Here is a 21,419-nt window from a genome sequence, read left to right on the forward strand (position 1 = left end):
ATGTTTTTATAATTGGTAAAAATACGATTATTTGCGACTCTACGAAATCTTATTTATCAACATTTCCCTAAAAACCTTAAAATTCAATATCTTATAAAAATAAATGCCATCTGTGCTATAAATGGCATTTATTCACTAATATCTTTATTTTAATCTAAATATGTTTCTGTAATAGTTAATATACTAGTTTTTGCTTTGTATTAAAGAATGACAATGTCAAATTCTTGATTTAGTGGTTCTAATTGTGCAAATAGTGCCTTGATCAGCTGGTCTCCATATTCTTTGTAATACACAGAGAAGTTAACGATACGCTCTTGTAGGCTATTATTAGGGAATAGTTCATTCTGTAATAAGGTAATGCGCTCTAGCTTGTCAGCGTGATTTCTTTTCTCAGCGATACGCAGTCTTTTCTCTAAGTTGTCTAACCCTTTTAGTTGTTTGACTTTCTGTGCATTTACTGCTCCTATAAAAGATTTATCCGTTTGTAAAGCTATTTCTTCTAGTGTTTTGAACTGCTCTTCTAAGAACTGGCGTTGTTGTTCAAAATCAAATTGAATAGAAGAGAACTCTTTCGTTTTCGCATTGATTAAGTGACTTTGTTTCATGAACATATCTTTCCAAGAGAGTTCTAGTTTATCCATTTTCTCTACTTGTTTAGAAGTCGCTAATAGCACTGAATTTCTCAGTAATAGCATCGGGAAAGTGATCTTGTGTAAATCAAATACTTTTTTTAATTCTAACCAGTATGCCAATTCTCCACCACCTCCAGTATAGCATAGATTAGGCAATATTACTTCTTGATATAACGGTCTCAGTATCACATTAGGACTAAAGCATTCTGGGTGATTCTCTAGTTCTGTTAGTATTGCTTCTTTAGTGAAGGTAATAGACGTATTATTTACCTTATATATATCATCTTCATAGATAATTCTTTCTCTCAGATTATCCTGTATATAGAATAAGTTGATATCACGAGGATTGACCTGTATGAAGTATTCTGATAGTGTATCATAGCTTTTTTCAACTTCTTTGATAGCACTTTGATGAAGTAATTCTTCTTTGATATGAGGAGCAAATAACTTTTTCAGTTCAGCGTCATCACCATCTATGATTACCAGTCCGTACTCTGCGAATAGTTCATTCGCTAAGTAACGTGTAGCATCCGTCAGATTATCGTGTTTTAGATAAGCATTTTCGAATAGCTCCTTGATATAAGTAGCATTACTACCTACCCCGATATGAGATTGGAATACTTCATATACTTTATCCAGACCTTCTGTACTTAATCTTCCTACAGGACCTTTGCTCTCTCTGTTCCAGCAAATCACTTTTTCTTCAAATACGAAGTGATTAATTTCTTCGAAGTCGTGATCTTCTGTTGCCATCCAGTACACTGGGACAAAGTTTTCGTTGGGATACTTAGCGTTCAGTTCTTTGGCTAAGTTGATCACAGAGATGATTTTGTATAAGAAGTATAACGGTCCCGTAAATAAGTTTAACTGGTGTCCAGTCGTAACTGTAAATGTATTTTCTTTCGCTAATGCGTTTATATGCTCTAAAGTCTTCTCAGAAGTCTTCGTGTTTTTATATTGACTTAACAACGCCTGACAGAGTACAGTTCTATGTTCTATCGGATAGTTAGCACGCTTCTCGTCTAACTGTTGTTTAAAGTTTTCTATAGTAGGAAAGTGATTATATAAGTGTTTTAGATTAGCCTCTTGATTAAGGTAATCTACCATTAGTTTTGAAAAATAGCCCGCGTTCTGAAACGTAATTTTGTCTAAAGGCATAGTGTTTATTTTTTGCTAATTTAAACAATAATCAGTTTTTAAATGAAGGTTTAACGTTGTTTAAAGATTAAAGTTTAATTTAAAAAAGGAAACAGAGTAGAAGGCTATTAAGACTAATCTATCAATAAATCAATCGAGAATAGGGTATAAAACATTATTCTTTCCTAACAAAGAACCATCCTTTATAATAGTTAAGTTTTCTAATAGGAGCTGTGTGTTGTACAATCACTATATGCTGATATAGGAGCTGAGGCAGAGAAGCCATTATCTCTGTGACAGCAATGTCTATAATATCATAATCCTCTTCTGTAGGGATGGTATTTGTATAAACATATAGAGAGATTGTATCTTCTGTATAGTCATAAGCGATAGCTCTGATATGATAATCTATGACACCTAAGAAAGCGGGTATCATGGCTAATAGTATATCTTGTTGTATCATAGTGTATATTTATAAACAGTGCTGAAGGGTATGGAGTACACTCTCTTCTAAAGAGGCAAATGATTTACAGTTCTCTTTATATAAGGGGGCTTCCCAGTCATAATTAGAAATAACTTGTACACAGAAATGCCCATCAACATCAAACTCTGGATACCAACCAATATCAAGTAAGGTATGGTTACCAAACTCTGCTTGAAACAAATCTTCTTTTAACTCATCTATTACCTCAGCAGGAGAGCCATTAAAATTTAAATGAGATAAGGAGTCATACGTGATGATTCCTTTATGTTTTTCTATAAGTAACTTTATCATTTAGAGGATATATTTGTATTTGAGCATATTGCTTGTTATTGAACTCGATTTCGGACAATGTCTATTATAATAGTAGATATGTTGTTAGAAAACTCATTTTAGTAATTGAATTACTCTGGTTAAAAGTAGTTTATTTTAAAAGAACTACATTAGTTAAAAAATCAATTTATCTTTTGAAGAATAAAAAGCATAAATAAGTGTACAGCTAAAAGTAGGATTATAAATAATAACTGTACAGCTATAGTAGGACGAAACAGCCTTTTTTGACGTGGTCGCATAGTGGTCGGCTAGTGATCGCATAGTGGTCGCATAGTGGTCGCATAATTTTAGCCTATTTTAATGCGACCACTATGGTATCACTATCCCATAATATTACTATCATACTAAGTCTTATTAGTAAGTGAATAGTTGTACATGATAGTCTAAGAACATGGGGAGGTAGGTTACAAAAGGCTTTGTTAGAGAACTATTACTTATTTGAGTAGAATTATTTAGGGTAGAGTAGGCGTTGTCTTATCCCTGATTATAGCTAATTATGCCCTATATCGTGTAGTTTGTTATGGTTTATGATTATAGGATTTGATATATAGAAGCTAAACTCTTTTCTTTGGAACAACTAAACTCTTTAACTAGATGATTGCACAAGAAAAGAGATTGTCCTATCAGTATTCATTAGGACATCTGATACTAAATATATTGTTGACCATTCTGTTTTGTAGCATTGCTACAATCAGTCAGGATGTTGGTGATTATTGGTTTGTGATTATAAAGTATGTAATTACGGTGTTAGTTACATGTATAACAGTGAGTCAGGTTATATACCTCTGTACTGCTTATATAAGAGAAGATAAGCTGATACTCAAAAAGTATTTTAGAAGTGAGAAACAGTATACAGCTAAACAGCTAGTCAATATAAAAAAGTATGATCTAGGGCGTATTCACCTCAACATGGTATCTATGAAGAGTGTAGATGGTAGCATAGACAGATATATGATTATGAATATCTATGCATGGTATGCGCAGTCTGTATATGATGCTGAAGAGGAATTGAGTAATTGGTCTAAAGAGTAAATAATAGCGTTATCATCTGAAGTAGATAGAATAAAAATATCCCCCATTAGAATAGATAAGGTATTGGGAACGGCGATGTAAGTAATCTATAAAAAAGAGAGTTTTGGGAGCGTTCTCTTGATATGACAATAATAGATTACCTTACAGGAAATACAATACTTACCTACTAATGAGGGATACGATGTGCGCAGTGCTGGGGAGAACACTGAGTTAGTAAAGACCTTTTATAAACTGATAGTTTTTTTCTTCTTTAATTTCTTTTTTCCACATCTCTTTATTCTTAGAAGAGTAGAGATAGATTTTAATCACCTTAGAAATGATAACACCTGAGATGATCAGTATGGCTAAGATGAGAAATAGTGATATCGTAATAATCATAATCTACTTATTTAATGTTTAAGATATATTGAGTCAGATCTTCCATATCCGTATCATTGATCTGAGGGAATGGAGGCATCTGTGGTGCATCAGGACGTTTCTTACCTGGAGACTTAATCCACTTGATTAGATCCGTTTTATTGTCTGCATATATTTCTTGCATTTCTGTCACAGGAGGCCCTACTAGTGGTGTCTTCTCTTTATGACAGGCAGCACAGTAGCTATTAAAGACTGCTTTACCCTTAGCTGTATTATCACCAGAAGCTTCGGCAGTAGCTATCGCTTGTTTTTCTTCTTCTTGTTGGTTAGCTGCTTGTTCTCTAGCTTCTTTTGATGCTTGTTCAAATTCGGCTGTCTTTTGAGCCATCAGTTCTCGGTGTGGGTTGATAGCATTCGCTCTATAGACATGACGACCACTTCCCATGAATACGACTACAATCCCCATAGAAATCACTATTCTTCTGAAGTATCTGTCTAGTTGGTCATCTGTACCCTTTAGTGTTTTGATCATATAGTACACCGCATATACTGCCACTGCTACACCTGATAAGATCACTCCCATCATAGCCCAACTAAACCCTTTGGCAGGTAAAGTAGCCATCACGATAGGACCAAATAAGAACTGAGCTACTGATGCCCCTAGCGCTAACTGATATCCAAGACGTTTAACCTTCGCTCTAGTGAAAACTTTAAAGTATTCTTCAAAAGGATAGTTCTTACGCCCCATATACCAAGTGATAAATAGACCTGTCAGGGCTAGTGATGCACAGATAAAATGGAAGTATCTCGGGAATACATTTGGCAAGGCTAAAGCAGATAAGAATCCTCTTACACTCATCCATTTCTCAGGGAATAGCATCAGATTGATATTCACTAAGAAGATTAGGGGAATGAATAAGAACATAATTACTGCTAGAGCATTGATAGATATGTGTAATAATTTCATATTCGCCATTGCTTCCCAAGTGTACTTGTGTAAGTAGGTCAATAGGAAAACAATCGCTACCATAGGGATAATCAATATCCACATAATCCCTGTCAAGGAGTTAGCTGTGTAAAAATAAATGGTGTACAGTGCATTAATACTCAGTAGAGGAGCTACCCCTAGTACTACAGCTAATGATTTGTTTACTGTTATTGTCGCAGCTATTTCTTGTGCTAGTACATCGTATTCTTTGTTTTTAAGCCCTTTTATTTCTGCCCATAGCGTGGCTATAGAACCTCCTACCATTAAGTTTACAAACACAATATGTGCTAAGAATGAAACTACTAATAGAATAACTAGTAACCACTCTGGTAATGGTAAGTCTAAGGGTATATCTTTAGGTAATGGAGTATTATTCATCTTTGTTATTGTTTAATTTTTGTTCTATAAAATGTTCTACAGAGTGAGTAGGGTTAAGATGTGCTCCAGCACTCTGCGCCCCTTCTAGTGTCGCACCACTCTGTTGTAAATAGAAAATATAATGGGCTAGTGCATCTAGTTCTTCTTCGTTACCTGGATAAGGAGGCATATAGGTTCTACCGTTGTGCATATTAGGTATATACGCTTTCATCGAGTTGATATCTAAAGGCTTTCCTATTCCATACATTTTTTCGAATACATATATGATAGAATTAATCCCCTGACTGGTATGACATCGAGAACACGCTATCATAAACACATCTTTACCAGCCTCTAGTTTATTCTCTTCTGTAATCTCTGTGATAGAGGTATAAGTAGAGTGCTTCAGTATACCGTCTCGCTGTAGCAGAGGATAGTCTTCTTCTCTGATCAGGTTAGAGTACATATAGTTACCGATGACATAAGGCTTACGGATAAATTCTCGTACACGTTCGAATATTCCTAAGAAACCAAGCGATAGTACAAAAGGAATAATCACAATGATAAGATTGACTTTCTTAGGTTTCCACAGTGTCCAGATTGCTAACAGAGCTAGTGAGCTAGTCGCTATTAGGATAATGTATTTTAATAAATCATAGTATTTAGCAAAGTCCATAGTACCTACCGCCGTACTCATATTCGCTGTCATCGCATCAGGTATCACGTTATAGTAATAAATAGAAGCTAGAATAGATAGCGGTAACCACAGTAATACCCATATAGCTGTAGTCTTAAGAGCCGTAGGTCTGATAGCACTAGACTTCTTAGTGAACAACATAATCAGTAAGAAACCAAAGGCTCCTGCTACAACCATCGCTGTAGGTGTTCTAAATAATAGCTGAGGTAAGTAAATAGGGTTAGTCAATGCACTTACTAAAGATTGTTCTTGTATCCAGTTACCAGGATCCATCATAAATCCTAATATTGCTACGATAATAGCCATAGTCAGCCATGAGAATCCAGAAAGGAACCAACCGAATCGGATATGGCGTTGTTTAGCACGTAGAGATTTATTAGAGTTCTTCCATGTTAAGAAATAGATCATGATAAAAACTACTTCTAATACGAATACAATCCATTCTGTAAACCATCCCCAGTAGAAAACACGGATTAAACTACCAATAGAGTTAGGACTAATTAGTGCTGCTGAGAACCATATACCGACTCCTGTCATCGCTCCCATCGTGGTCGTGATCACAAAACCGACCATCATCATACGGTGTACCATCTTATCCCAGGCAAGATCAGTGATGTCTTCTGGTCCACTTTTGACTACTCCTTGTTGTTCTAATAATGTAATATAAGGCAAGAACCCAACGGCTAGCCCATGGTTTATAAATACGTGAATAATCGCTATCATCGCAATGAGGAAACGATCGTTCAACCAGTCTAAATGAAATAGAGGGAAATCCATAATGTATTATTTTTCAGCAAAGTTAGAACCCTACCTACTGAAATATATTACACTAAACGTGGTGATATTTACACTAATCAATTTAGAACAGTGTGATAAAAGCGAATTGTATTTAAGTAATCAATTCTTAGTTCTGTTTTCTGAATTCTTCTGGGGATAGCCCTGTATTCTTTTTAAAGAATCTAGAGAAGTAAGCATTGTTCTTAAAGTCGAGTTCATAAGAGATCTCTGTAATCGATAAATCGGCATTGACCAATAATCGTTTACATTCTAAGATCACTCTGTTACGGATAACTTCACCTGCTGTTATACCTACTACCTTTTTGCATAAAGAGTTGAGGTGATTAGGAGTGATGTGTAGCATATCAGCATATTCTCCAGGTAATCTCTTCTCTATAAAATGGTCTTCTACGAGCTTCTCAAAATTCTTAATGATGAAGTGTGCCCCCTTCGTCTCATTAGGTTCTTCTGGCTCGAATACTTTTTTGACTAAGAATAGCTGTGTCTCTAAGAACAGTTCTAGCATTAAGACTTTGATATAGTCTTTCTGTAAAGGTTGGTTTTCTGTATAGGCATAATACATCTTCTCGAACTTCGTGTGTAGTGTCTCATAGCACTTCTCACAAGAGAACTTAGAGTACTGAGCGTTCCCTCCGAAGAAGGTAAACTCCTTTAGATAGTTCGGGTTAACTAAGAATGTACGCAGAAAGTTATCATTGAAATTGATAAGAAACCCTTTGGTACCAGGTTCGAATTCCCATTTGTGTACTTGTGAAGGGTTGAGATAAAATAAGCATTTCTCCTCAATAGAGAATTTCTCAAAGTCAATAGAGTGTATTCCCTTCCCTTCAGCTACGAAGAGGATTTGATAGAATGCGTGTCTGTGAGGAGCAGATACCATATTCGGTCTATTAGAAATAAACTCTTCAAGTCGATATACTACACAGTCTTGTGATATATTATTATTGTCGAGTAGGTTACAGATGTTGTAAATTGGAATACTATTGTTCTCCATATTTCTAATATTTTAGGCAAAGATAGGAATATGTTAAATTCTTTAAATGGTGATTGAATAGAAATAAGTTATGGTGTGATTAAGATTTAGTACTTTAGACTAGTATAATCTGAAATACGAGTTAGGATGGAAATAAAGATAACTACAGAGATAGATGATCATAATGCGATGGCGATTAAGGAGATATTATCTTCTTATAATGTAAGTCATACGACACATTTATCAGATTGTATCAATGAATCACTAGAGATTACTTTAGTAGAAGAAGGAGAGGTGATAGGCGGGATATTAGGACGTTCATTATTGGGAACGCTAGAGATACAGAACCTCGCTGTGAAAGAGAGTTATAGAGGACAAGGCCTTGGTAAGAAACTCATGTTAGCAGCAGAGCGGGTAGCTGTAGAACGCAACTGTAAGTATATATCATTGAATACTTTTTCGTTTCAAGCTTCTGACTTTTACCAATCTCTAGGTTATGAGATTTTCGCAGAAGAGAAGGATTATCCGTTAGGGTATTCTAAGATATATCTGCGTAAGGTGTTGTAGGGAATTATATGTATTGAGTGAGGTCAAGGTACATTTGTCTTGTATCTTTATTTTTATCATTATCTGATAAATATTTGAAACCTAATCTTTCGTAAAACAGCAATGATGTTTGATAAGCATCAACTGTTATAAACTTACAAGCTTGATGTTTATTCATTTCAATAGCATTATTGATTATTGTATTAATGATTACTCTGCCTAAACCTAAACCTTTAAATGTTTCGTCAATAGCTAATCTTCCTATTTTAATAGCAGGAAAGGACTTTAGATGTCGTTTAGGATGAGAAAGGAATGTTTTTAAGAATCGATTAATTGCATTTTTACTTGAAAAGGTAGTATCCTCTACACGTAAACAGTCATTAAAAAGAGTGTAATAAGCAATCGTTCGCTCTTGATTTTCTAAAATAAAAGTAGTGGCTAATAATTCTTTTTTATAGTGTAAAGCTTTCTTAAATAAGAAAGAGTTAAGATCTTTATCTCCGCAGTTAAAAGGTTTTAATTCATGACTTTCTAATAGTAGAAGAAAATTTAGTTTAGAAAAGTCAATAATAGGCATATACTAAACTTTCTTAAATAGTGAGTTTAGTATAGAGGCATCTTTGCGAATTTGTTCTAATCTCGCATTGTCTTTAGGGATAGATTTGTTTGCTTCAATTTGTTTTAGAAAACGAGCAGCATCTTTACTTTTTAGAGTGGGTGTTATTTTAATTGGTTTTGCCATTTTATATGTATTTAATGCAAAGATATATAAAAAGTATTTTATAAAGGTTTAATTGATTGATTAAATGTGTGTTAAGTTTGTTTTTTGAAAAGATTAAAAGTGAAGGATATACAGTTTTTTACTCGGTTGAATAGTAGTATCTTTGCACTCCAAAATTAGATACAGTGAATACAACAATAGCATTTATAACTCCTCCGTTTACGCAGTTAAACACACCTTATCCAGCGACAGCATATATTAAGGGGTTTCTGAATACCCTGAATATAGATAGCTACCAAGCAGATTTGGGAATAGAGGTTATATTGAAATTGTTTAGTAAACAAGGTTTGATAGACTTGTTCGACTATGTACATGAACACATAGAAGAGGTCTCTCCTAATATACATCGTATTCTTGCTTTAGAAGAGGATTATATCTCTACTATAGATGCTGTAATAGCTTTCTTACAAGGAAAGAACTCTACATTAGCACATGCTATCGTACAAGAGGATTATCTTCCACGAGCATCTCGCTTTGAACAACTAGAAGAGTTAGAGTGGGCATTCGGTACGATGGGAATACAAGATAAGGCGAAGCATTTATCTACACTGTATTTAGAGGACTTGTCTGATCTCATTGTTGAGACAGTAGATACCAATTTTGGGTTTAGTAGATATGCTGAGCGATTAGGTCGTTCTGCTCATACCTTTGATGAGATGTATGATGCATTACACCAACCCTTGACTTATATCGATGAGATTACCCTTGATTTATTACAACAGCTAATAGATAAGACTAATCCTAAGATAATAGGTTTCTCTGTACCTTTTCCTGGTAATCTGTACAGCAGTTTTAGATGTGCTCAGTACATTAAGAAGAATTATCCTCATATCAAAATCACGATGGGAGGAGGGTTTCCGAATACGGAGTTACGTTCTTTAAAAGATGTGCGTGTATTTGAGTTCTTTGACTTTATCACTTTAGATGATGGAGAGGCTCCATTAGAGAACTTAATTCTCCATGTAGAAGGAAAGATAGCACAAGAGGAGTTAAAGCGTACGCTTATCGCTAAAGATGGAGAGGTAGTGTATATCAATAATCCTTTGAAGCGTGACTATAAACAGGCTGAGGTAGGTACTCCTGATTATTCAGACTTATTGCTGACAGAGTATATCTCTGTGATAGAGGTAGTGAATCCAATGCATCGTATGTGGAGTGATGGTCGATGGAACAAACTAACGATGGCACATGGATGTTATTGGGGTAAGTGTACTTTCTGCGATATTAGTTTAGACTATATCAAGGTATATGAACCAATAGCGGCTAAGCAGATCGTAGACCGTATGCAGACGTTAATTGAGCAGACGGGAGAGACAGGATTTCACTTCGTCGATGAGGCAGCACCGCCAGCACTGATGCGCGAGGTAGCGTTAGAGATTATCAGACGTAAACTAACAGTATCGTGGTGGACGAACATCCGCTTTGAGAAGAGCTTTACGAAAGACTTGTGCTTATTATTAAAAGCTTCAGGATGTGTAGCTGTATCAGGAGGGTTAGAGGTTGCCTCAGATAGATTATTAAAATTAATAGATAAGGGAGTTACGGTAGAACAAGTAGCTCGTGTGAATAGAAACTTTACGGAGGCAGGTATCTTAGTGCATGCTTATCTAATGTATGGTTTCCCAACACAGACTGCACAGGAGACAATAGACAGTCTAGAGATGGTGCGTCAGTTATTTGAAGCAGGAGTAATGCAATCGGGCTTTTGGCATCAGTTTGCGATGACTGCTCACTCACCAGTAGGGATGAACCCAGAGGAATACAAGGTAGAGCGTGTACATGCTGAGATGGGGACATTCGCTAATAACGATGTACCTCACGTAGAGATGAACGGAGCGATACATGATAAGTTCTCTTTTGGACTGAAGAAGTCACTGTTTAACTTTATGCATGGGATGTGTTTTGATATGCCATTACATGAATGGTTTGATTTTAAAATACCTCGTACGAGTATATCACCTGATTATATATTCAGTTGTTTAAACAACGAACCTTTGACGGTGTGTAAACCAAATCAAAAGGTAGTATGGTTAGGGACATTCCCTTATATCGAGTACTTCGAAAAGAAGAAAAAGAACAGAGTGTTTGAAATGGCTCAGTTGGTATTCTATACTAAAAAAGAGACGATAGGTGTAGATGTAGATAGAGTGGTAGGGGATTGGTTTGTACATTTTGTGGAGACTTTGAAAGAGAAAGCTTCTCAGACGATGACTTATCAAGAAATGAAAAAAAGCTTTGAAGAGTTTACGAATGAAGACTTTGAACCATTCTGGTATTCTAAGCCAGCACAAGCATTAAAAGATATGGCGCTACTAGTGCTTTAAATATAGAAAGCCTCGCATTTGCGAGGCTTTGTTATTCTTATTGTTGAGGTTTATCTTGTTCTTTTAAACTAATGTTCATAAAGATTGTTCTGTGATTTGCTTTGATAACAGCATCTTTAGCAGGAGTGCTGTTGTATTGTACAGGTTTTAATTTATGAATTGCACCAGTGATAGGGTCAACAATAAGTCCTATAATCCCTCCCAAACCAATATTACCAATGTACCAAGCATTAAAGCTTCTTTCAAAATCAGTTTTATAAGTGTCATATCCTTCACTTGCTATCTTAAGTGTATAAGATTGGTTTTTCTTTAGTTTAGTATTGTATGGTGTTTTACCTACTTCTTTATTGTCTATATAGACTGTAGAGTTCGTAGGAGTAGAGTAGATCTCTATTTTTTGTTTGCTTCCAGATACGATAGTAGCACAGCTTGTATTTAATAATAGTAATGCTGAAGAGATTAGTAAGAGTGTTTTTTTCATTAATTGTTATTTTTAAGTGTTTGTGTTTTATAATAATCAACGTCTACTCTATGGCACGTACTCCATAGGTTAGGGCGTTTGTGTTTTGTTATTTTAATGACATCTGCTCCAAAGTCTTGAGCAATTTTACGAGCATTACTTAATATATAATTTAGGTTACAGTTGACAGAAAAACCTGAATCTCCAAATTTGCTACTACCTACTTTTGTATTTGGTGTAGGAACTTCTTCATTAAGTTTAAGTACTATAACTTCTGTATTAAGAGGTGTGTTAACTTTTGTAGTAGTCATAGTAGTACTCATCGAAGAACTGCATGCTCCAAGAGCTATACAAGTGATTAAAAGAAATATTTTTTTCATAGTAGGTAAATTTGGGCGCAAATATAGTAGTTAAAAATTATAAAAAAATTAAGAGGATGAAGTATTATAAATATTTGTAAGGAGTGATGATTTGTATTTTATATATTCCTTTTAAAAATAGAAAAGCTCCGTTATAAACGAAGCTTTTGGTTTTAATTATAATAATAGCAGTTTTTTATTTCTTGTGCATATTTGCAAAATGCTTAATATCAACTTCTGCATTAGTAAACTCTTTATTACTAGCATTAGTCATAATGTCTCTATCATTGACGAAAGAGTTTATTTTAATAAAAGTCATTAGATTTGGATCATTTAGTTTCTCTACAGTTAAGAAAGCATAAGTTTGATCTGTTGTAATCTTTGGAGAAGTAAATTCTTTGAAGTCTTTTATCTCTAGCTTTTTTAAGATGGTTTTATTCTCTTTACGATCATAAGTACCATAGGTGATGATTACATCTATTGTATGTTCTTGTTCGCTGTATGTTTTAATTGTAAAATGGACATTGTCATCATTAGAAGAAACGTTGTCATCATTAGAACAAGAGAATATCAATAGAAGAAAGAATAGTGAGAATAATTGAGTTAGTCTTTTCATAGTAATTTTTAATTATCAATAAAGATAATGCTTTAAGTGTTATTTAATAGCTAATGCTTTGATTTGTAAACATGTTTTGTAATTACGTGTGGTAGCAGTTACCTTTAGTTTATTCTCTATTAAAGTATTGGTAATCTTCGTTTTTCCATATCCAATATTTGCGACGAGGTATACAGCTGATTCAGTAACTTGAAGTAGTTCTGTGTCAGCTTTTTTGCCTATAAGCATATTTGTACCATCTAGATGTGGTACACTTTCTAAGAAGGTGATATAGAGTCGATTGAGATTTTCTTCTGTTGTAAATGGATTGTCTTTAATAATTCTATCTAGTTGTAATTCCTCGATTGTAATAGTTGGAACATCTAAGTCTAACGTATTAAGTATTGTATTGTGAATATTCTTAGATAAGATAGTACAATCTTGTTCTACTGCTTGATAAACAATATTACCACTCTGAATATAAGTCTGGACATTGTGTAAACCTAAGTCAACACACAATTGTTTTAATACATTCATTTTGATGATGTTCTTGCCACTGACATTTATTCCTCTGAGGAGTGTGATATAAGTTTTCATGATTACTCTTCTAGTTTCTTTAATCCTTGTTCTGTTTTATAAATAATAAATGCTAAACTGAGTATCATCGGTAAGAAGTATATATTGTTTAATAGCTTTGAGTAAGTAGGAAGTAGATAAGAAATACCACTGTATATACCCGTACCTATACCTAAGTATACAAAGTACTTACCACTTAGCTTTTGTGCAAACTCCCAGTTGCGTTGGTTCTTCATTGCACGGTGTGTGCGATACCCTAGTATGCTATTTATTGTTTTGACATGAGGAACTAGTAGTCCTAAGACAATAAATAGACACATAAATATAAGTAGTTCTGTTGCTATCATAGTGTGATTAATTAGTAATGAATAAATAAGTTAACAAAATACTGCCTACGCTTATCCCAATAGGAATTATCCAATCATACCAGCGCATAGGGTCTTTAGAATACCTTAATCTCGCGTAAATACTTGATGCTAATAGAGGGATTATACTGAAAATAAGTATGATAAAATGTATAAACTCTTCTACATGAATAAAATAGAAGACTATTCCCACAAGAGTTAATACTATACCAGTCCAGCGTACTGTTCGGTTAATTATATTAACAGTAGAGGTAATATCATATAGTTTTTTACGTTCATCAGACATCGTGTTGTAGCCTGCTAATAAACCATCAGCATTTTCAGCAGTAAGAAAATAACTTATACCTATGTATATTAAGCCAACAATAATAAAAGCCTCCATATTATTTTTTTATAAAGTTAACAATAGTAGGTACTAGTTCAGTGTGAAGAGGCACATCAGGCTTTGTGTATAGTGCTAAGTTCTCATCCTCTTTTACAACTGTTTTTAGTACGTGATTCATTCCTTTTATTGTCACAAGAGTTGCAGTAGGTACAGCTTGTTTTAAGTTGTCTCCCTGATCTGTTTTGACTTGTAAGTCTTTATCTCCTTGTAAGATTAAAATCGGTTGTTTTACTTTTTTAAGCTCTACAGTAGGATCGTACTTCATCCACGAGATAAGGTAAGGCTGAGCAGAAGTGCGATATAAGCTTTGTAGCATAGGAGGAATGCTATCTACTATTTCGCCTTTTCTAAGTTTAGCGTGAATGTCTTCTATTGATTTTGCAAAGAAAGGCGCTTGTGCCGTTATCTGTTTATACAGTATTTTATCAACTGATTCTCCTGGCCCTTGTAGTGAGATAAGCTTTGATACAGCACTATTGTCTTGGCTAGCCAATGTAGCTACCATGGCTCCTTCACTGTGCCCTATCAAGATAATATTAGGATAGTCCTTTTTGAAATAGTCAATAACTATATTTAAGTCACTCACATTGTCTTCAAACTTAATATCTGCCTCATTAATAGTCTGGTTCTTAATCTGAGCGAACATCCTCTTGTTATACGTGAAGGTGTTGATACCATTCTCTTTTAGCCCTTGGGCAAGGTACTTATACGAGTTCGCATTTACTCCAGCAGGATTGTTTCCATTCTTGTTAGTAGGACCAGAACCCGCTATTATAATAGCGAGTTGTTTACTGTCTTTATTCGCTAAATATAAGTCTCCATCAATTTCACTGTCTACCTGAACAGCTGTTTGTGCAAAGCTAAATGACGTAGCAAAGCATAAGGTAAGTGTAGTTAATAGTTTTTTCATAGTGTTGTTGTGTTGGTTAATATAATGTAGTGATTAGCCTTGTCAGAGTATCTACAAGTAAGATGATTAGTACGAAGACAATAATCATATATTTCTTTTTGAGGTGTGTAGCTAGTTTGAAACCTTGGTAGATATAGTATCCAAAACCAACTAGACAGAGAATACTAGCAAATGACGTAATGATAAAATAAACAAAACCTTGTGGATTACTTTTGAACAATATTTCAGGATTAGCAATATTGTCAATAAGTTGAAGAGAGAAATCACTTAGGTATCCATTGATATCAAATAGTACACTTATATCTAGACATATACGTGCAATCAACACGGTGTTGAGTATATCTATTAGTCGAGTCTTTTTGTTGATGATTTTTCCAAATACAAATAAAGCAAGTGTCATTACTATTGTTGTGATAGCAAAGTCACTCAAGGTTTGGACAAGTGTAGGTGCTGATTTGAGAGTTACTTGTTTTAGAATTGCTATACTACGCATATGAGTTAATAGTTGAAGACAACTAATAACTACTCCAGTTAGTACACCGATTGCTAAGAGCGTTTTATCTTGTATGCTTTCAAATGGTTTAAGAATATAGTTTTTTGTCATAAGGTTGTTGGTTAGTAGTTGATTATTCTTTTTTCTGTAGTTGCTGGATATGTTCTATCATGTCATCTAGTTTGTTTCGAACAGTAGGGTAACTGATATTCATCTGTTGTGCCATTTGCTTTAGACTCCCACTGTTTAGAAAGAAAGCCAGTATAAATTCTTGTTCTTCTCTACCCAACTGTAAGAGGAGTGGGAGAGAGAAGTTACCATTGACAATAGTCTGACAGTGCTCACAAGAAAGCTGGGTGACCTTTAGTTCACTTTCACAACTAGGGCAATGTATAGGTAGTTTGGGCTTAATTGACATAATGTGGATAGTTTGTTTAGTTTTATTGAAGTCTAATTTAATAAAATTAATATTTATATCAAAATAGTTAATTAAAATAAATGAGAATGATACTTCTATAAAACAAAAAAATCCCAAGTATAACACTTGGGATTTAATGGTTCTTATCTAAGAATATTTTTATTCATAATATGCACTAGCAGTAGCTTCTACTGCCGCTGCGTCAGCTGCTACAGCAGTAGCTGCTGCATCTACTGCATAGTCATAAGGACTACTGTAGTATGACATTACATTATACTCATTGTTTGGGTATAAGTTTTCTAGTTTTATTTTTTTACTAGCCAATGGGTTTAAACTATGGTCTCCTTTTTTAACCTTCGCTTCCATTTTAAATACCTCTTTATTATCATCCGTATTTAAAATACTGATCGTATAAGTACCTTTTTTATTACTTAGTACTGTGTACTTAGAAGTATCTTCAGAAGCTTCGTATGAAGAATAATAGTTGTATGGCTCATAATTAAAGTCTACTATACCTACAGAACCATCTACTAATGTTCCGTCCTTAAAAGTAGCTTGATACTTCACCTTACCATTTTCGTAGTATTGGTATGCTCCATCTAGCTCACTATCTGTAAGATTATATTTATACACTATAGCTTCTGTCTCTGCATGATAGATAGTTCTCTCAAATGAAGTACTAGTTCTATAATGCTCTTCCATCAGTAAGTTTGTAGGAGAATAAGCATCGTCTACATTGTAAACTTTTACATAAGTTAACTGCCCATTCTCAAAACCTTTAGTGGTGAAGTTTATATATGACGCTTCAGTTAACACTCCTTCATAAGGAACTCCCTCATTATAAGTCAGCGTCGATAATACTTCTCCTTCACTATCGTAGTATGTAGACACACCGTGTATCACATTGTCTTTATATTCACTAGATGTTTTCAGAGTACTATTCTCATAAGATTCTATTTTAGTAAGTTCTCCTTTATCATCATAGTAGTTGATATTGATAATCTCATCTCCACTAGAGTACTTAATAGTCTCTTTACCTACTTTATGTCCGTTTTTATAAACAGTTTCTGTTTTGTAATACGAGTCTATGATAGTCACTGTTCCTTCATAAGGCACACCATCTTTATAAGTAGCTGTAGAGATTACCTCTCCTTTTTCATTATAGAATTTACCTTGCTTATTATAGTCGATATCAGCCTGTAAGAAATAAGAGTTACTAGCGTATGAGTTACTACCTGTTTTTAACGCATATCCCTTTTTAGAAAGTAGGTTTCCATCTTGTAGTTTCTCTATAGAAGTTACTTGTTTATCATAAGATAGCTCTATACGAGTTCCTGTCTGAGCGATATAGTCATACGTACCTATTTCTTTCCCTGTTTTGTCGAAATGTGTTTCTTTTACAGGAGTATAAGAGTAGGAGTTAGGTGAGTAAGTAGATACCTTAGCTTTTTTACCATTGTCATGATATTCTACTTCTTTGATTAACGCATTGTTAGAATAGTATGACTCTGTTGACAATACTGCTTTATCAGCATTAGTATCATAATCAGCTTGATATACTAATAATTCTTTTTCATACTTAGCAACAGTAGAAATCAAATCATTAGATAATACATATCTAGTACCAGTGATATAAGACATAGATCCATAGATAGGGTCTAGTTTAAAGTCAATACGACCTATCTCTTTCCCTTTTTGGTCATAGTATACAGAAGTATTGTTTTTTGTAACCTCGAATACTTTACCGTTTTCATACGTTTCTGTTCTTTCTACTAGTTTGCTGTTTTTATAGATAGAGCTTACATTCCCTACTATCATAGTCCCTTCTTTAGGAGTATATCCATCCTCGTTATAAGTGATTTGTCCTTTAGAACTACCATCTTCATTGAAGTATTCTACTTTTTGGATATAACTCTCTTCATTGCTATACGTGATAGATTTCACTGCATTCTTTTTAGGGAATGTATAGTATTCTTTTACCAGTACAGGTACGTTTTGTTTATAAGTATAGATAGAGTAGATCTCATCAGGATGACTATCATACGTATTGAATATGTAGTTCGTTCCTTCCTGATAAGTAGAGTATCCATCGTCTTCTAGTTTACTCGTAAAGGTACCCATTTCTTTACCCGCTTGATCATAGTATACATCTGTTGTTACATTAGCGACAGTTGTAGATTTACTCTTCACTTTTCCTGTTGTATAGTAAGCCACAGTAGAGATCATCGTTCCTTCTCCATATTCGCTGATAGACTGTACTGTGAAGCTGTCATAGTCTAATGCAGTCACGTACCCATCATAAGGTGTCCCACCACTATAAGTAGCTTGTTGCTTTACCTCTCCATTTACATCGAAGTATTTCTCCCCTGTGATATAATTATTCTCATCGAAGAAATAGGCGATATAGTTCTTTTCATTTTTAGGATTGATGATCTCATAGCGAGTATATATACCTCCTTCAGCTTCTACATAGATATATGTTCCTTGCCAGTTATAAATAGCCTGACCATCTTGGATTATATTATCACTATAAGTACATATATATTTATTGCCATTACGAGGATCTATAGTCTCTGCCTTAGCGATCATATTATCCTGATCATATGTATAAGTAGCGTCTATTTTTCCTTCTTTATTATAGTAGTTTACAGCTCCTGTGTATAGAACTTGTCCTCCTTCTTGAAGAGTTCCTTTCCCTTTACTTTCTATCTTCTTAGAAGCTGCATTATATACCTCTATTGATTTTAGTGTCGGTTCGCCTTTGATATCTTTTGCAATTTTAAAAGATTCAGCATTTTTTCTAGCTGTTACATAGTCATAGCTATCTACCCAGATAGTATCTCGTGCTACCTGACTGAACATCGGTGTAGAGAATAAAATGGCTAATGAGAAAATCTTTTTAATCATAGGTTCTTTTTTAAATGGTTTTGTTTGTGTCTTATCGAGGGTAAAAGTAAAGAAGTCTCCCTTATTATTTTCGCATATTAGCAATATTTTATGGTCTGATTCACAAAATCACTATTTTCAGTGAGGCGCTTAGTGCGTATCTGGACTAGCTCATATTATTAAATCTGTGTTATCTATTTGATCAAAAGGAGTATTACATTTGTAGTAACAGTAAAGGATAATAGTCTAAAGTAAAATCTAACTGTTGTTTAGTTCATGATATCCCTTAGTAACAATCTTTGGGATATCCTTTTTTTAAATCGAGAAGTATGAAAACTAGAATAAAGGATAATTTAGCAAGTTTAGAAAAGCGTATTACAGCAGCATGCGCACACAGTGGTCGTTCTAGAGATGAGGTACAACTATTGCTCGCTACTAAGACGGTAGATGCAGATAGAATAAAGATAGCGATAGAGGAGGGATACCCTCTGATAGGAGAGAATAAGGTACAAGAGCTAAGGGATAAGTATGAAGGTATAGGTACAGATAATTGTACTAGACACTTTATCGGACATCTACAGACCAACAAGATCAAAGATATCCTGAAGTATGGAGTAACTTGCATAGAGTCTATAGACCGCATCAGTGTAGTAGAAAAATTACAACAACTCTTAGAACGAGATAACAGAACAATAGATGTATTAATCCAAGTGAATACTTCTGATGAAGATAGCAAGTTCGGGGTAGCACCAGAAGCGGCTGTTGAGTTTATAAAAGAAGTCGCTACGTATGATCGATTACACATCAAGGGACTAATGACAATTGGCTTATTCAGCGCAGAAGAGAAGTTGGTACGCCCTTGTTTTAAAATACTAAAGAAAGTACAACAAGAGGCGATAGCGCTCCAACTGCCTAATGTAGAAATGAAAGAACTCTCTATGGGGATGAGCCATGACCTAGAAATAGCGATTGAAGAAGGGGCTACCATCGTTAGAGTAGGTACTGCCATCTTCGGTGAACGTATCTATCCAGATAGCTACTACTGGAACGAAGAGAAGAATATAAAGTAACTCAATTCAATAAAAAAGCCTTCTTTTGATCAACAAGAGAAGGCTTTTTAAATTTATATATAAAAACTACAATGAGGAAGTTATTCCACTACCTCAATTTTTTTCTTTTTAAATAATAGGTTGCTATTCATCAGTACGATAGCGCCTAGTATCATTAATATTCCCATCCATTGAATGAAGATAACTTCTTCTTTTAGAACAAAGAAAGCTACTGTCACAGAAGCAGGTAGTTCTAATGAAGAGATAATACTTCCTAGGCCAACTCCTGTCAATGGGAATCCCATATTCAAGAATATAGGAGGTAATACAGTACCGAATAAGGCTAATATAAGTCCCCATCCGTAGAAGATACTCCAGTCAAAATCACGGATACCAGAAGTATTGTCAGAGAACATCGTATAGAAGCTCATCATCGCATCAGAGTTATTAGGCCCTATCTGTGTTATGATCACAAAGATAGATACAATAGTCGCTGCACCACATAGCATAAACATACTTCGCTTAGGAGCTGCTAAGTGATTAGCGATACGCCCTGAAGCAAATAACGTAGTAGCAAAAGAGCACGCTGCCATAAAACCAAATATCACTCCTCTAATATCTAACTTGATTTCACTAAACAATACATTAGTCGCTAATAATGTCCCTGATAAGATTAAGATAACAGAGATTATTTTTAAGAGATTAGGAAACGTTTTAGTCGCGATACTGTCTAATACGATACCGATCCATACAGACTGCATTAAGAGAACTACTGCGATAGAAGCATCGATATAACTCACAGCCATATAATATAATACAGAAGTGAATCCCATCGAAGTACCAGCTAAGATTAATTGTCTAATATCTTTAGAAGTCGCCTTTTGTTCATCACTAGACTTCTTGCGTAGCACATTGATTAAGGTCACACAGATTAACCCAATAAGTACTTGAGACAATGTTACTTCTGCAGTCGTATATCCCTGTGCATAAGCCAGTTTTACGAACGAAGCTAACATACCGAAACTAGACGCTCCGATAGCAACTAAGAAAACACCTTTTGCTGTATTTTGTTCTTTCATTTTTATTACTTTTTGCGTGGCAAAGGTAGTCATATTTTTTTCAGCAGTCTAGGACAAATGTCTAGCACTATACTTCGGTTAGGAATTAGAAATTATAAATTAAGAATGTTTGTTTTAATGCTCCTATAAGCCATCTATATCTAGGTTGGCTTGCACTTTCTAGAGGTTTGCTAGGAGTATCCTTGGGGTTTGCTTGCCTAGAAGGCTATTTTGTCGAAGGAATGTGCAAGAATACCCCTAGCAATGTGCTAGTATAGTAAAATGAAATAGAAAGATTAGCTAGTAGAAAGTGTAATGCAGGGATGGTGTAGAGATAAGAAAGGACTTTTAGATAAGTCACTAAAATCAAGTGAAAAACTAAGGAAGTATAGTTGAGATAATAGTATATTGGATAAAAGGAAAGGAATA

At 34.6% G+C, this 21,419-nt stretch carries 24 protein-coding genes; 4 read left to right on the top strand and 20 right to left on the bottom strand.

Annotated features, from left to right (window positions below; genetic code table 11):
* Positions 1–200 precede the first annotated feature (200 nt).
* From bshC to E0Z07_RS09275, 3 genes are all read right to left on the bottom strand, one after another.
* Entirely contained in the window at positions 201–1,790 is a 1,590-nt protein-coding gene (bshC, locus tag E0Z07_RS09265; RefSeq protein WP_131540586.1) for a bacillithiol biosynthesis cysteine-adding enzyme BshC, read from the bottom strand.
* Between the two features lie 154 nt (positions 1,791–1,944).
* Positions 1,945–2,232: a hypothetical protein gene (locus tag E0Z07_RS09270; protein WP_131540587.1), complete on the bottom strand. Its 288-nt coding sequence runs from the start codon at positions 2,230–2,232 to the stop codon at positions 1,945–1,947.
* Between the two features lie 9 nt (positions 2,233–2,241).
* Complete coding sequence (locus E0Z07_RS09275) at positions 2,242–2,544, bottom strand: hypothetical protein (protein ID WP_131540588.1); 303 nt, start codon at positions 2,542–2,544, stop codon at positions 2,242–2,244.
* A 633-nt stretch (positions 2,545–3,177) separates the two neighbouring features.
* On the opposite strand from E0Z07_RS09275, the gene E0Z07_RS09280 reads away from it, so the two are divergent.
* Positions 3,178–3,615: a hypothetical protein gene (locus tag E0Z07_RS09280; protein WP_131540589.1), complete on the top strand. Its 438-nt coding sequence runs from the start codon at positions 3,178–3,180 to the stop codon at positions 3,613–3,615.
* Between the two features lie 210 nt (positions 3,616–3,825).
* On the opposite strand, the gene E0Z07_RS18005 is transcribed toward E0Z07_RS09280, so the two are convergent.
* From E0Z07_RS18005 to E0Z07_RS09295, 4 genes are all read right to left on the bottom strand, one after another.
* Positions 3,826–3,993 carry a hypothetical protein gene (locus E0Z07_RS18005; RefSeq protein WP_165868446.1) on the bottom strand — a complete coding sequence of 56 codons (168 nt, stop codon included), beginning with the start codon at positions 3,991–3,993 and terminating at the stop codon, positions 3,826–3,828.
* Positions 3,994–4,000: 7 nt separating this feature from the next.
* Positions 4,001–5,338, bottom strand: a complete 1,338-nt coding sequence (locus E0Z07_RS09285; RefSeq protein WP_131540590.1) for a c-type cytochrome — start codon at positions 5,336–5,338, stop codon at positions 4,001–4,003.
* Positions 5,331–6,791: a c-type cytochrome gene (locus E0Z07_RS09290; RefSeq protein ID WP_131540591.1), complete on the bottom strand. Its 1,461-nt coding sequence runs from the start codon at positions 6,789–6,791 to the stop codon at positions 5,331–5,333. Before E0Z07_RS09290 ends, E0Z07_RS09285 begins: the two co-directional genes overlap by 8 nt.
* 127 nt (positions 6,792–6,918) lie before the next feature.
* A complete protein-coding gene (locus E0Z07_RS09295) occupies positions 6,919–7,806 on the bottom strand; it encodes an AraC family transcriptional regulator (protein WP_006257082.1) in 888 nt (295 codons plus the stop codon).
* Between the two features lie 126 nt (positions 7,807–7,932).
* Here E0Z07_RS09295 and E0Z07_RS09300 point away from each other — a divergent pair, with 126 nt between their 5' ends.
* Positions 7,933–8,352: a GNAT family N-acetyltransferase gene (locus E0Z07_RS09300; protein ID WP_131540592.1), complete on the top strand. Its 420-nt coding sequence runs from the start codon at positions 7,933–7,935 to the stop codon at positions 8,350–8,352.
* Between the two features lie 4 nt (positions 8,353–8,356).
* Here the strand turns inward: E0Z07_RS09300 and E0Z07_RS09305 are convergent, their stop codons facing one another.
* Both E0Z07_RS09305 and E0Z07_RS18010 read right to left on the bottom strand, forming a co-directional pair.
* Positions 8,357–8,908 carry a GNAT family N-acetyltransferase gene (locus E0Z07_RS09305; RefSeq protein WP_016649833.1) on the bottom strand — a complete coding sequence of 184 codons (552 nt, stop codon included), beginning with the start codon at positions 8,906–8,908 and terminating at the stop codon, positions 8,357–8,359.
* A 3-nt stretch (positions 8,909–8,911) separates the two neighbouring features.
* Positions 8,912–9,073, bottom strand: coding sequence for a hypothetical protein (locus E0Z07_RS18010; protein WP_165868447.1), 162 nt, complete (start codon positions 9,071–9,073; stop codon positions 8,912–8,914).
* A gap of 164 nt (positions 9,074–9,237) precedes the next feature.
* Here E0Z07_RS18010 and E0Z07_RS09310 point away from each other — a divergent pair, with 164 nt between their 5' ends.
* Positions 9,238–11,436 carry a B12-binding domain-containing radical SAM protein gene (locus E0Z07_RS09310; protein ID WP_016649832.1) on the top strand — a complete coding sequence of 733 codons (2,199 nt, stop codon included), beginning with the start codon at positions 9,238–9,240 and terminating at the stop codon, positions 11,434–11,436.
* Positions 11,437–11,473: 37 nt separating this feature from the next.
* On the opposite strand, the gene E0Z07_RS09315 is transcribed toward E0Z07_RS09310, so the two are convergent.
* The 10 genes from E0Z07_RS09315 to E0Z07_RS09360 form a co-directional block, all read right to left on the bottom strand.
* Positions 11,474–11,917: a PEGA domain-containing protein gene (locus E0Z07_RS09315; protein ID WP_016649831.1), complete on the bottom strand. Its 444-nt coding sequence runs from the start codon at positions 11,915–11,917 to the stop codon at positions 11,474–11,476.
* Positions 11,917–12,276 (bottom strand): hypothetical protein, encoded by a 360-nt coding sequence (locus E0Z07_RS09320; protein ID WP_006262997.1) that lies wholly within the window; start codon positions 12,274–12,276, stop codon positions 11,917–11,919. The genes E0Z07_RS09315 and E0Z07_RS09320 overlap by 1 nt, the downstream gene beginning before the upstream one ends.
* A gap of 175 nt (positions 12,277–12,451) precedes the next feature.
* Positions 12,452–12,871 (bottom strand): hypothetical protein, encoded by a 420-nt coding sequence (locus tag E0Z07_RS09325; RefSeq protein WP_006260656.1) that lies wholly within the window; start codon positions 12,869–12,871, stop codon positions 12,452–12,454.
* 39 nt (positions 12,872–12,910) lie between these two features.
* Positions 12,911–13,447 carry a DUF1697 domain-containing protein gene (locus E0Z07_RS09330; RefSeq protein ID WP_006260657.1) on the bottom strand — a complete coding sequence of 179 codons (537 nt, stop codon included), beginning with the start codon at positions 13,445–13,447 and terminating at the stop codon, positions 12,911–12,913.
* 2 nt (positions 13,448–13,449) lie between these two features.
* Positions 13,450–13,773, bottom strand: coding sequence for an SdpI family protein (locus E0Z07_RS09335; RefSeq protein WP_006260658.1), 324 nt, complete (start codon positions 13,771–13,773; stop codon positions 13,450–13,452).
* Positions 13,774–13,780: 7 nt separating this feature from the next.
* Entirely contained in the window at positions 13,781–14,173 is a 393-nt protein-coding gene (locus E0Z07_RS09340) for a DUF3784 domain-containing protein (RefSeq protein WP_006260659.1), read from the bottom strand.
* 1 nt (position 14,174) lies between these two features.
* Entirely contained in the window at positions 14,175–15,086 is a 912-nt protein-coding gene (locus E0Z07_RS09345) for an alpha/beta hydrolase (protein WP_006260660.1), read from the bottom strand.
* A 16-nt stretch (positions 15,087–15,102) separates the two neighbouring features.
* Positions 15,103–15,690 carry a hypothetical protein gene (locus tag E0Z07_RS09350; protein ID WP_006260662.1) on the bottom strand — a complete coding sequence of 196 codons (588 nt, stop codon included), beginning with the start codon at positions 15,688–15,690 and terminating at the stop codon, positions 15,103–15,105.
* A 22-nt stretch (positions 15,691–15,712) separates the two neighbouring features.
* The gene (locus E0Z07_RS09355; protein WP_006263001.1) at positions 15,713–15,997 is read right to left on the bottom strand and encodes a DUF2089 family protein; all 285 of its coding nucleotides are present in this window, start codon (positions 15,995–15,997) and stop codon (positions 15,713–15,715) included.
* A gap of 159 nt (positions 15,998–16,156) precedes the next feature.
* Positions 16,157–18,904, bottom strand: coding sequence for a toxin-antitoxin system YwqK family antitoxin (locus tag E0Z07_RS09360; protein WP_131540593.1), 2,748 nt, complete (start codon positions 18,902–18,904; stop codon positions 16,157–16,159).
* Positions 18,905–19,212: 308 nt separating this feature from the next.
* On the opposite strand from E0Z07_RS09360, the gene E0Z07_RS09365 reads away from it, so the two are divergent.
* Positions 19,213–19,953: a YggS family pyridoxal phosphate-dependent enzyme gene (locus E0Z07_RS09365; protein WP_006260665.1), complete on the top strand. Its 741-nt coding sequence runs from the start codon at positions 19,213–19,215 to the stop codon at positions 19,951–19,953.
* Positions 19,954–20,033: 80 nt separating this feature from the next.
* Here E0Z07_RS09365 and E0Z07_RS09370 read toward each other — a convergent pair whose 3' ends face one another.
* Complete coding sequence (locus E0Z07_RS09370; RefSeq protein WP_006260666.1) at positions 20,034–21,011, bottom strand: EamA family transporter; 978 nt, start codon at positions 21,009–21,011, stop codon at positions 20,034–20,036.
* Positions 21,012–21,419 lie beyond the last annotated feature (408 nt).

The organism is Myroides odoratimimus (genome assembly GCF_004337635.1).
Taxonomy (GTDB): Bacteria; Bacteroidota; Bacteroidia; order Flavobacteriales; family Flavobacteriaceae; genus Flavobacterium; species Flavobacterium odoratimimum.

Coding starts and splice junctions, on each gene's coding strand:
- E0Z07_RS09290 (WP_131540591.1), bottom strand. CDS start 6,791: ATGGATTTCCCTCTATTTCATTTAGACTGGTTGAACGATCGTTTCCTC.
- E0Z07_RS09340 (WP_006260659.1), bottom strand. CDS start 14,173: ATGGAGGCTTTTATTATTGTTGGCTTAATATACATAGGTATAAGTTAT.
- E0Z07_RS18005 (WP_165868446.1), bottom strand. CDS start 3,993: ATGATTATTACGATATCACTATTTCTCATCTTAGCCATACTGATCATC.
- E0Z07_RS09305 (WP_016649833.1), bottom strand. CDS start 8,908: ATGCCTATTATTGACTTTTCTAAACTAAATTTTCTTCTACTATTAGAA.
- E0Z07_RS09325 (WP_006260656.1), bottom strand. CDS start 12,871: ATGAAAAGACTAACTCAATTATTCTCACTATTCTTTCTTCTATTGATA.
- E0Z07_RS09315 (WP_016649831.1), bottom strand. CDS start 11,917: ATGAAAAAAACACTCTTACTAATCTCTTCAGCATTACTATTATTAAAT.
- bshC (WP_131540586.1), bottom strand. CDS start 1,790: ATGCCTTTAGACAAAATTACGTTTCAGAACGCGGGCTATTTTTCAAAA.
- E0Z07_RS09300 (WP_131540592.1), top strand. CDS start 7,933: ATGGAAATAAAGATAACTACAGAGATAGATGATCATAATGCGATGGCG.
- E0Z07_RS09365 (WP_006260665.1), top strand. CDS start 19,213: ATGAAAACTAGAATAAAGGATAATTTAGCAAGTTTAGAAAAGCGTATT.
- E0Z07_RS09355 (WP_006263001.1), bottom strand. CDS start 15,997: ATGTCAATTAAGCCCAAACTACCTATACATTGCCCTAGTTGTGAAAGT.
- E0Z07_RS09275 (WP_131540588.1), bottom strand. CDS start 2,544: ATGATAAAGTTACTTATAGAAAAACATAAAGGAATCATCACGTATGAC.
- E0Z07_RS09270 (WP_131540587.1), bottom strand. CDS start 2,232: ATGATACAACAAGATATACTATTAGCCATGATACCCGCTTTCTTAGGT.
- E0Z07_RS09360 (WP_131540593.1), bottom strand. CDS start 18,904: ATGATTAAAAAGATTTTCTCATTAGCCATTTTATTCTCTACACCGATG.
- E0Z07_RS09370 (WP_006260666.1), bottom strand. CDS start 21,011: ATGAAAGAACAAAATACAGCAAAAGGTGTTTTCTTAGTTGCTATCGGA.
- E0Z07_RS09280 (WP_131540589.1), top strand. CDS start 3,178: ATGATTGCACAAGAAAAGAGATTGTCCTATCAGTATTCATTAGGACAT.
- E0Z07_RS09345 (WP_006260660.1), bottom strand. CDS start 15,086: ATGAAAAAACTATTAACTACACTTACCTTATGCTTTGCTACGTCATTT.
- E0Z07_RS09330 (WP_006260657.1), bottom strand. CDS start 13,447: ATGAAAACTTATATCACACTCCTCAGAGGAATAAATGTCAGTGGCAAG.
- E0Z07_RS09285 (WP_131540590.1), bottom strand. CDS start 5,338: ATGAATAATACTCCATTACCTAAAGATATACCCTTAGACTTACCATTA.
- E0Z07_RS09335 (WP_006260658.1), bottom strand. CDS start 13,773: ATGATAGCAACAGAACTACTTATATTTATGTGTCTATTTATTGTCTTA.
- E0Z07_RS09320 (WP_006262997.1), bottom strand. CDS start 12,276: ATGAAAAAAATATTTCTTTTAATCACTTGTATAGCTCTTGGAGCATGC.
- E0Z07_RS09295 (WP_006257082.1), bottom strand. CDS start 7,806: ATGGAGAACAATAGTATTCCAATTTACAACATCTGTAACCTACTCGAC.
- E0Z07_RS18010 (WP_165868447.1), bottom strand. CDS start 9,073: ATGGCAAAACCAATTAAAATAACACCCACTCTAAAAAGTAAAGATGCT.
- E0Z07_RS09350 (WP_006260662.1), bottom strand. CDS start 15,690: ATGACAAAAAACTATATTCTTAAACCATTTGAAAGCATACAAGATAAA.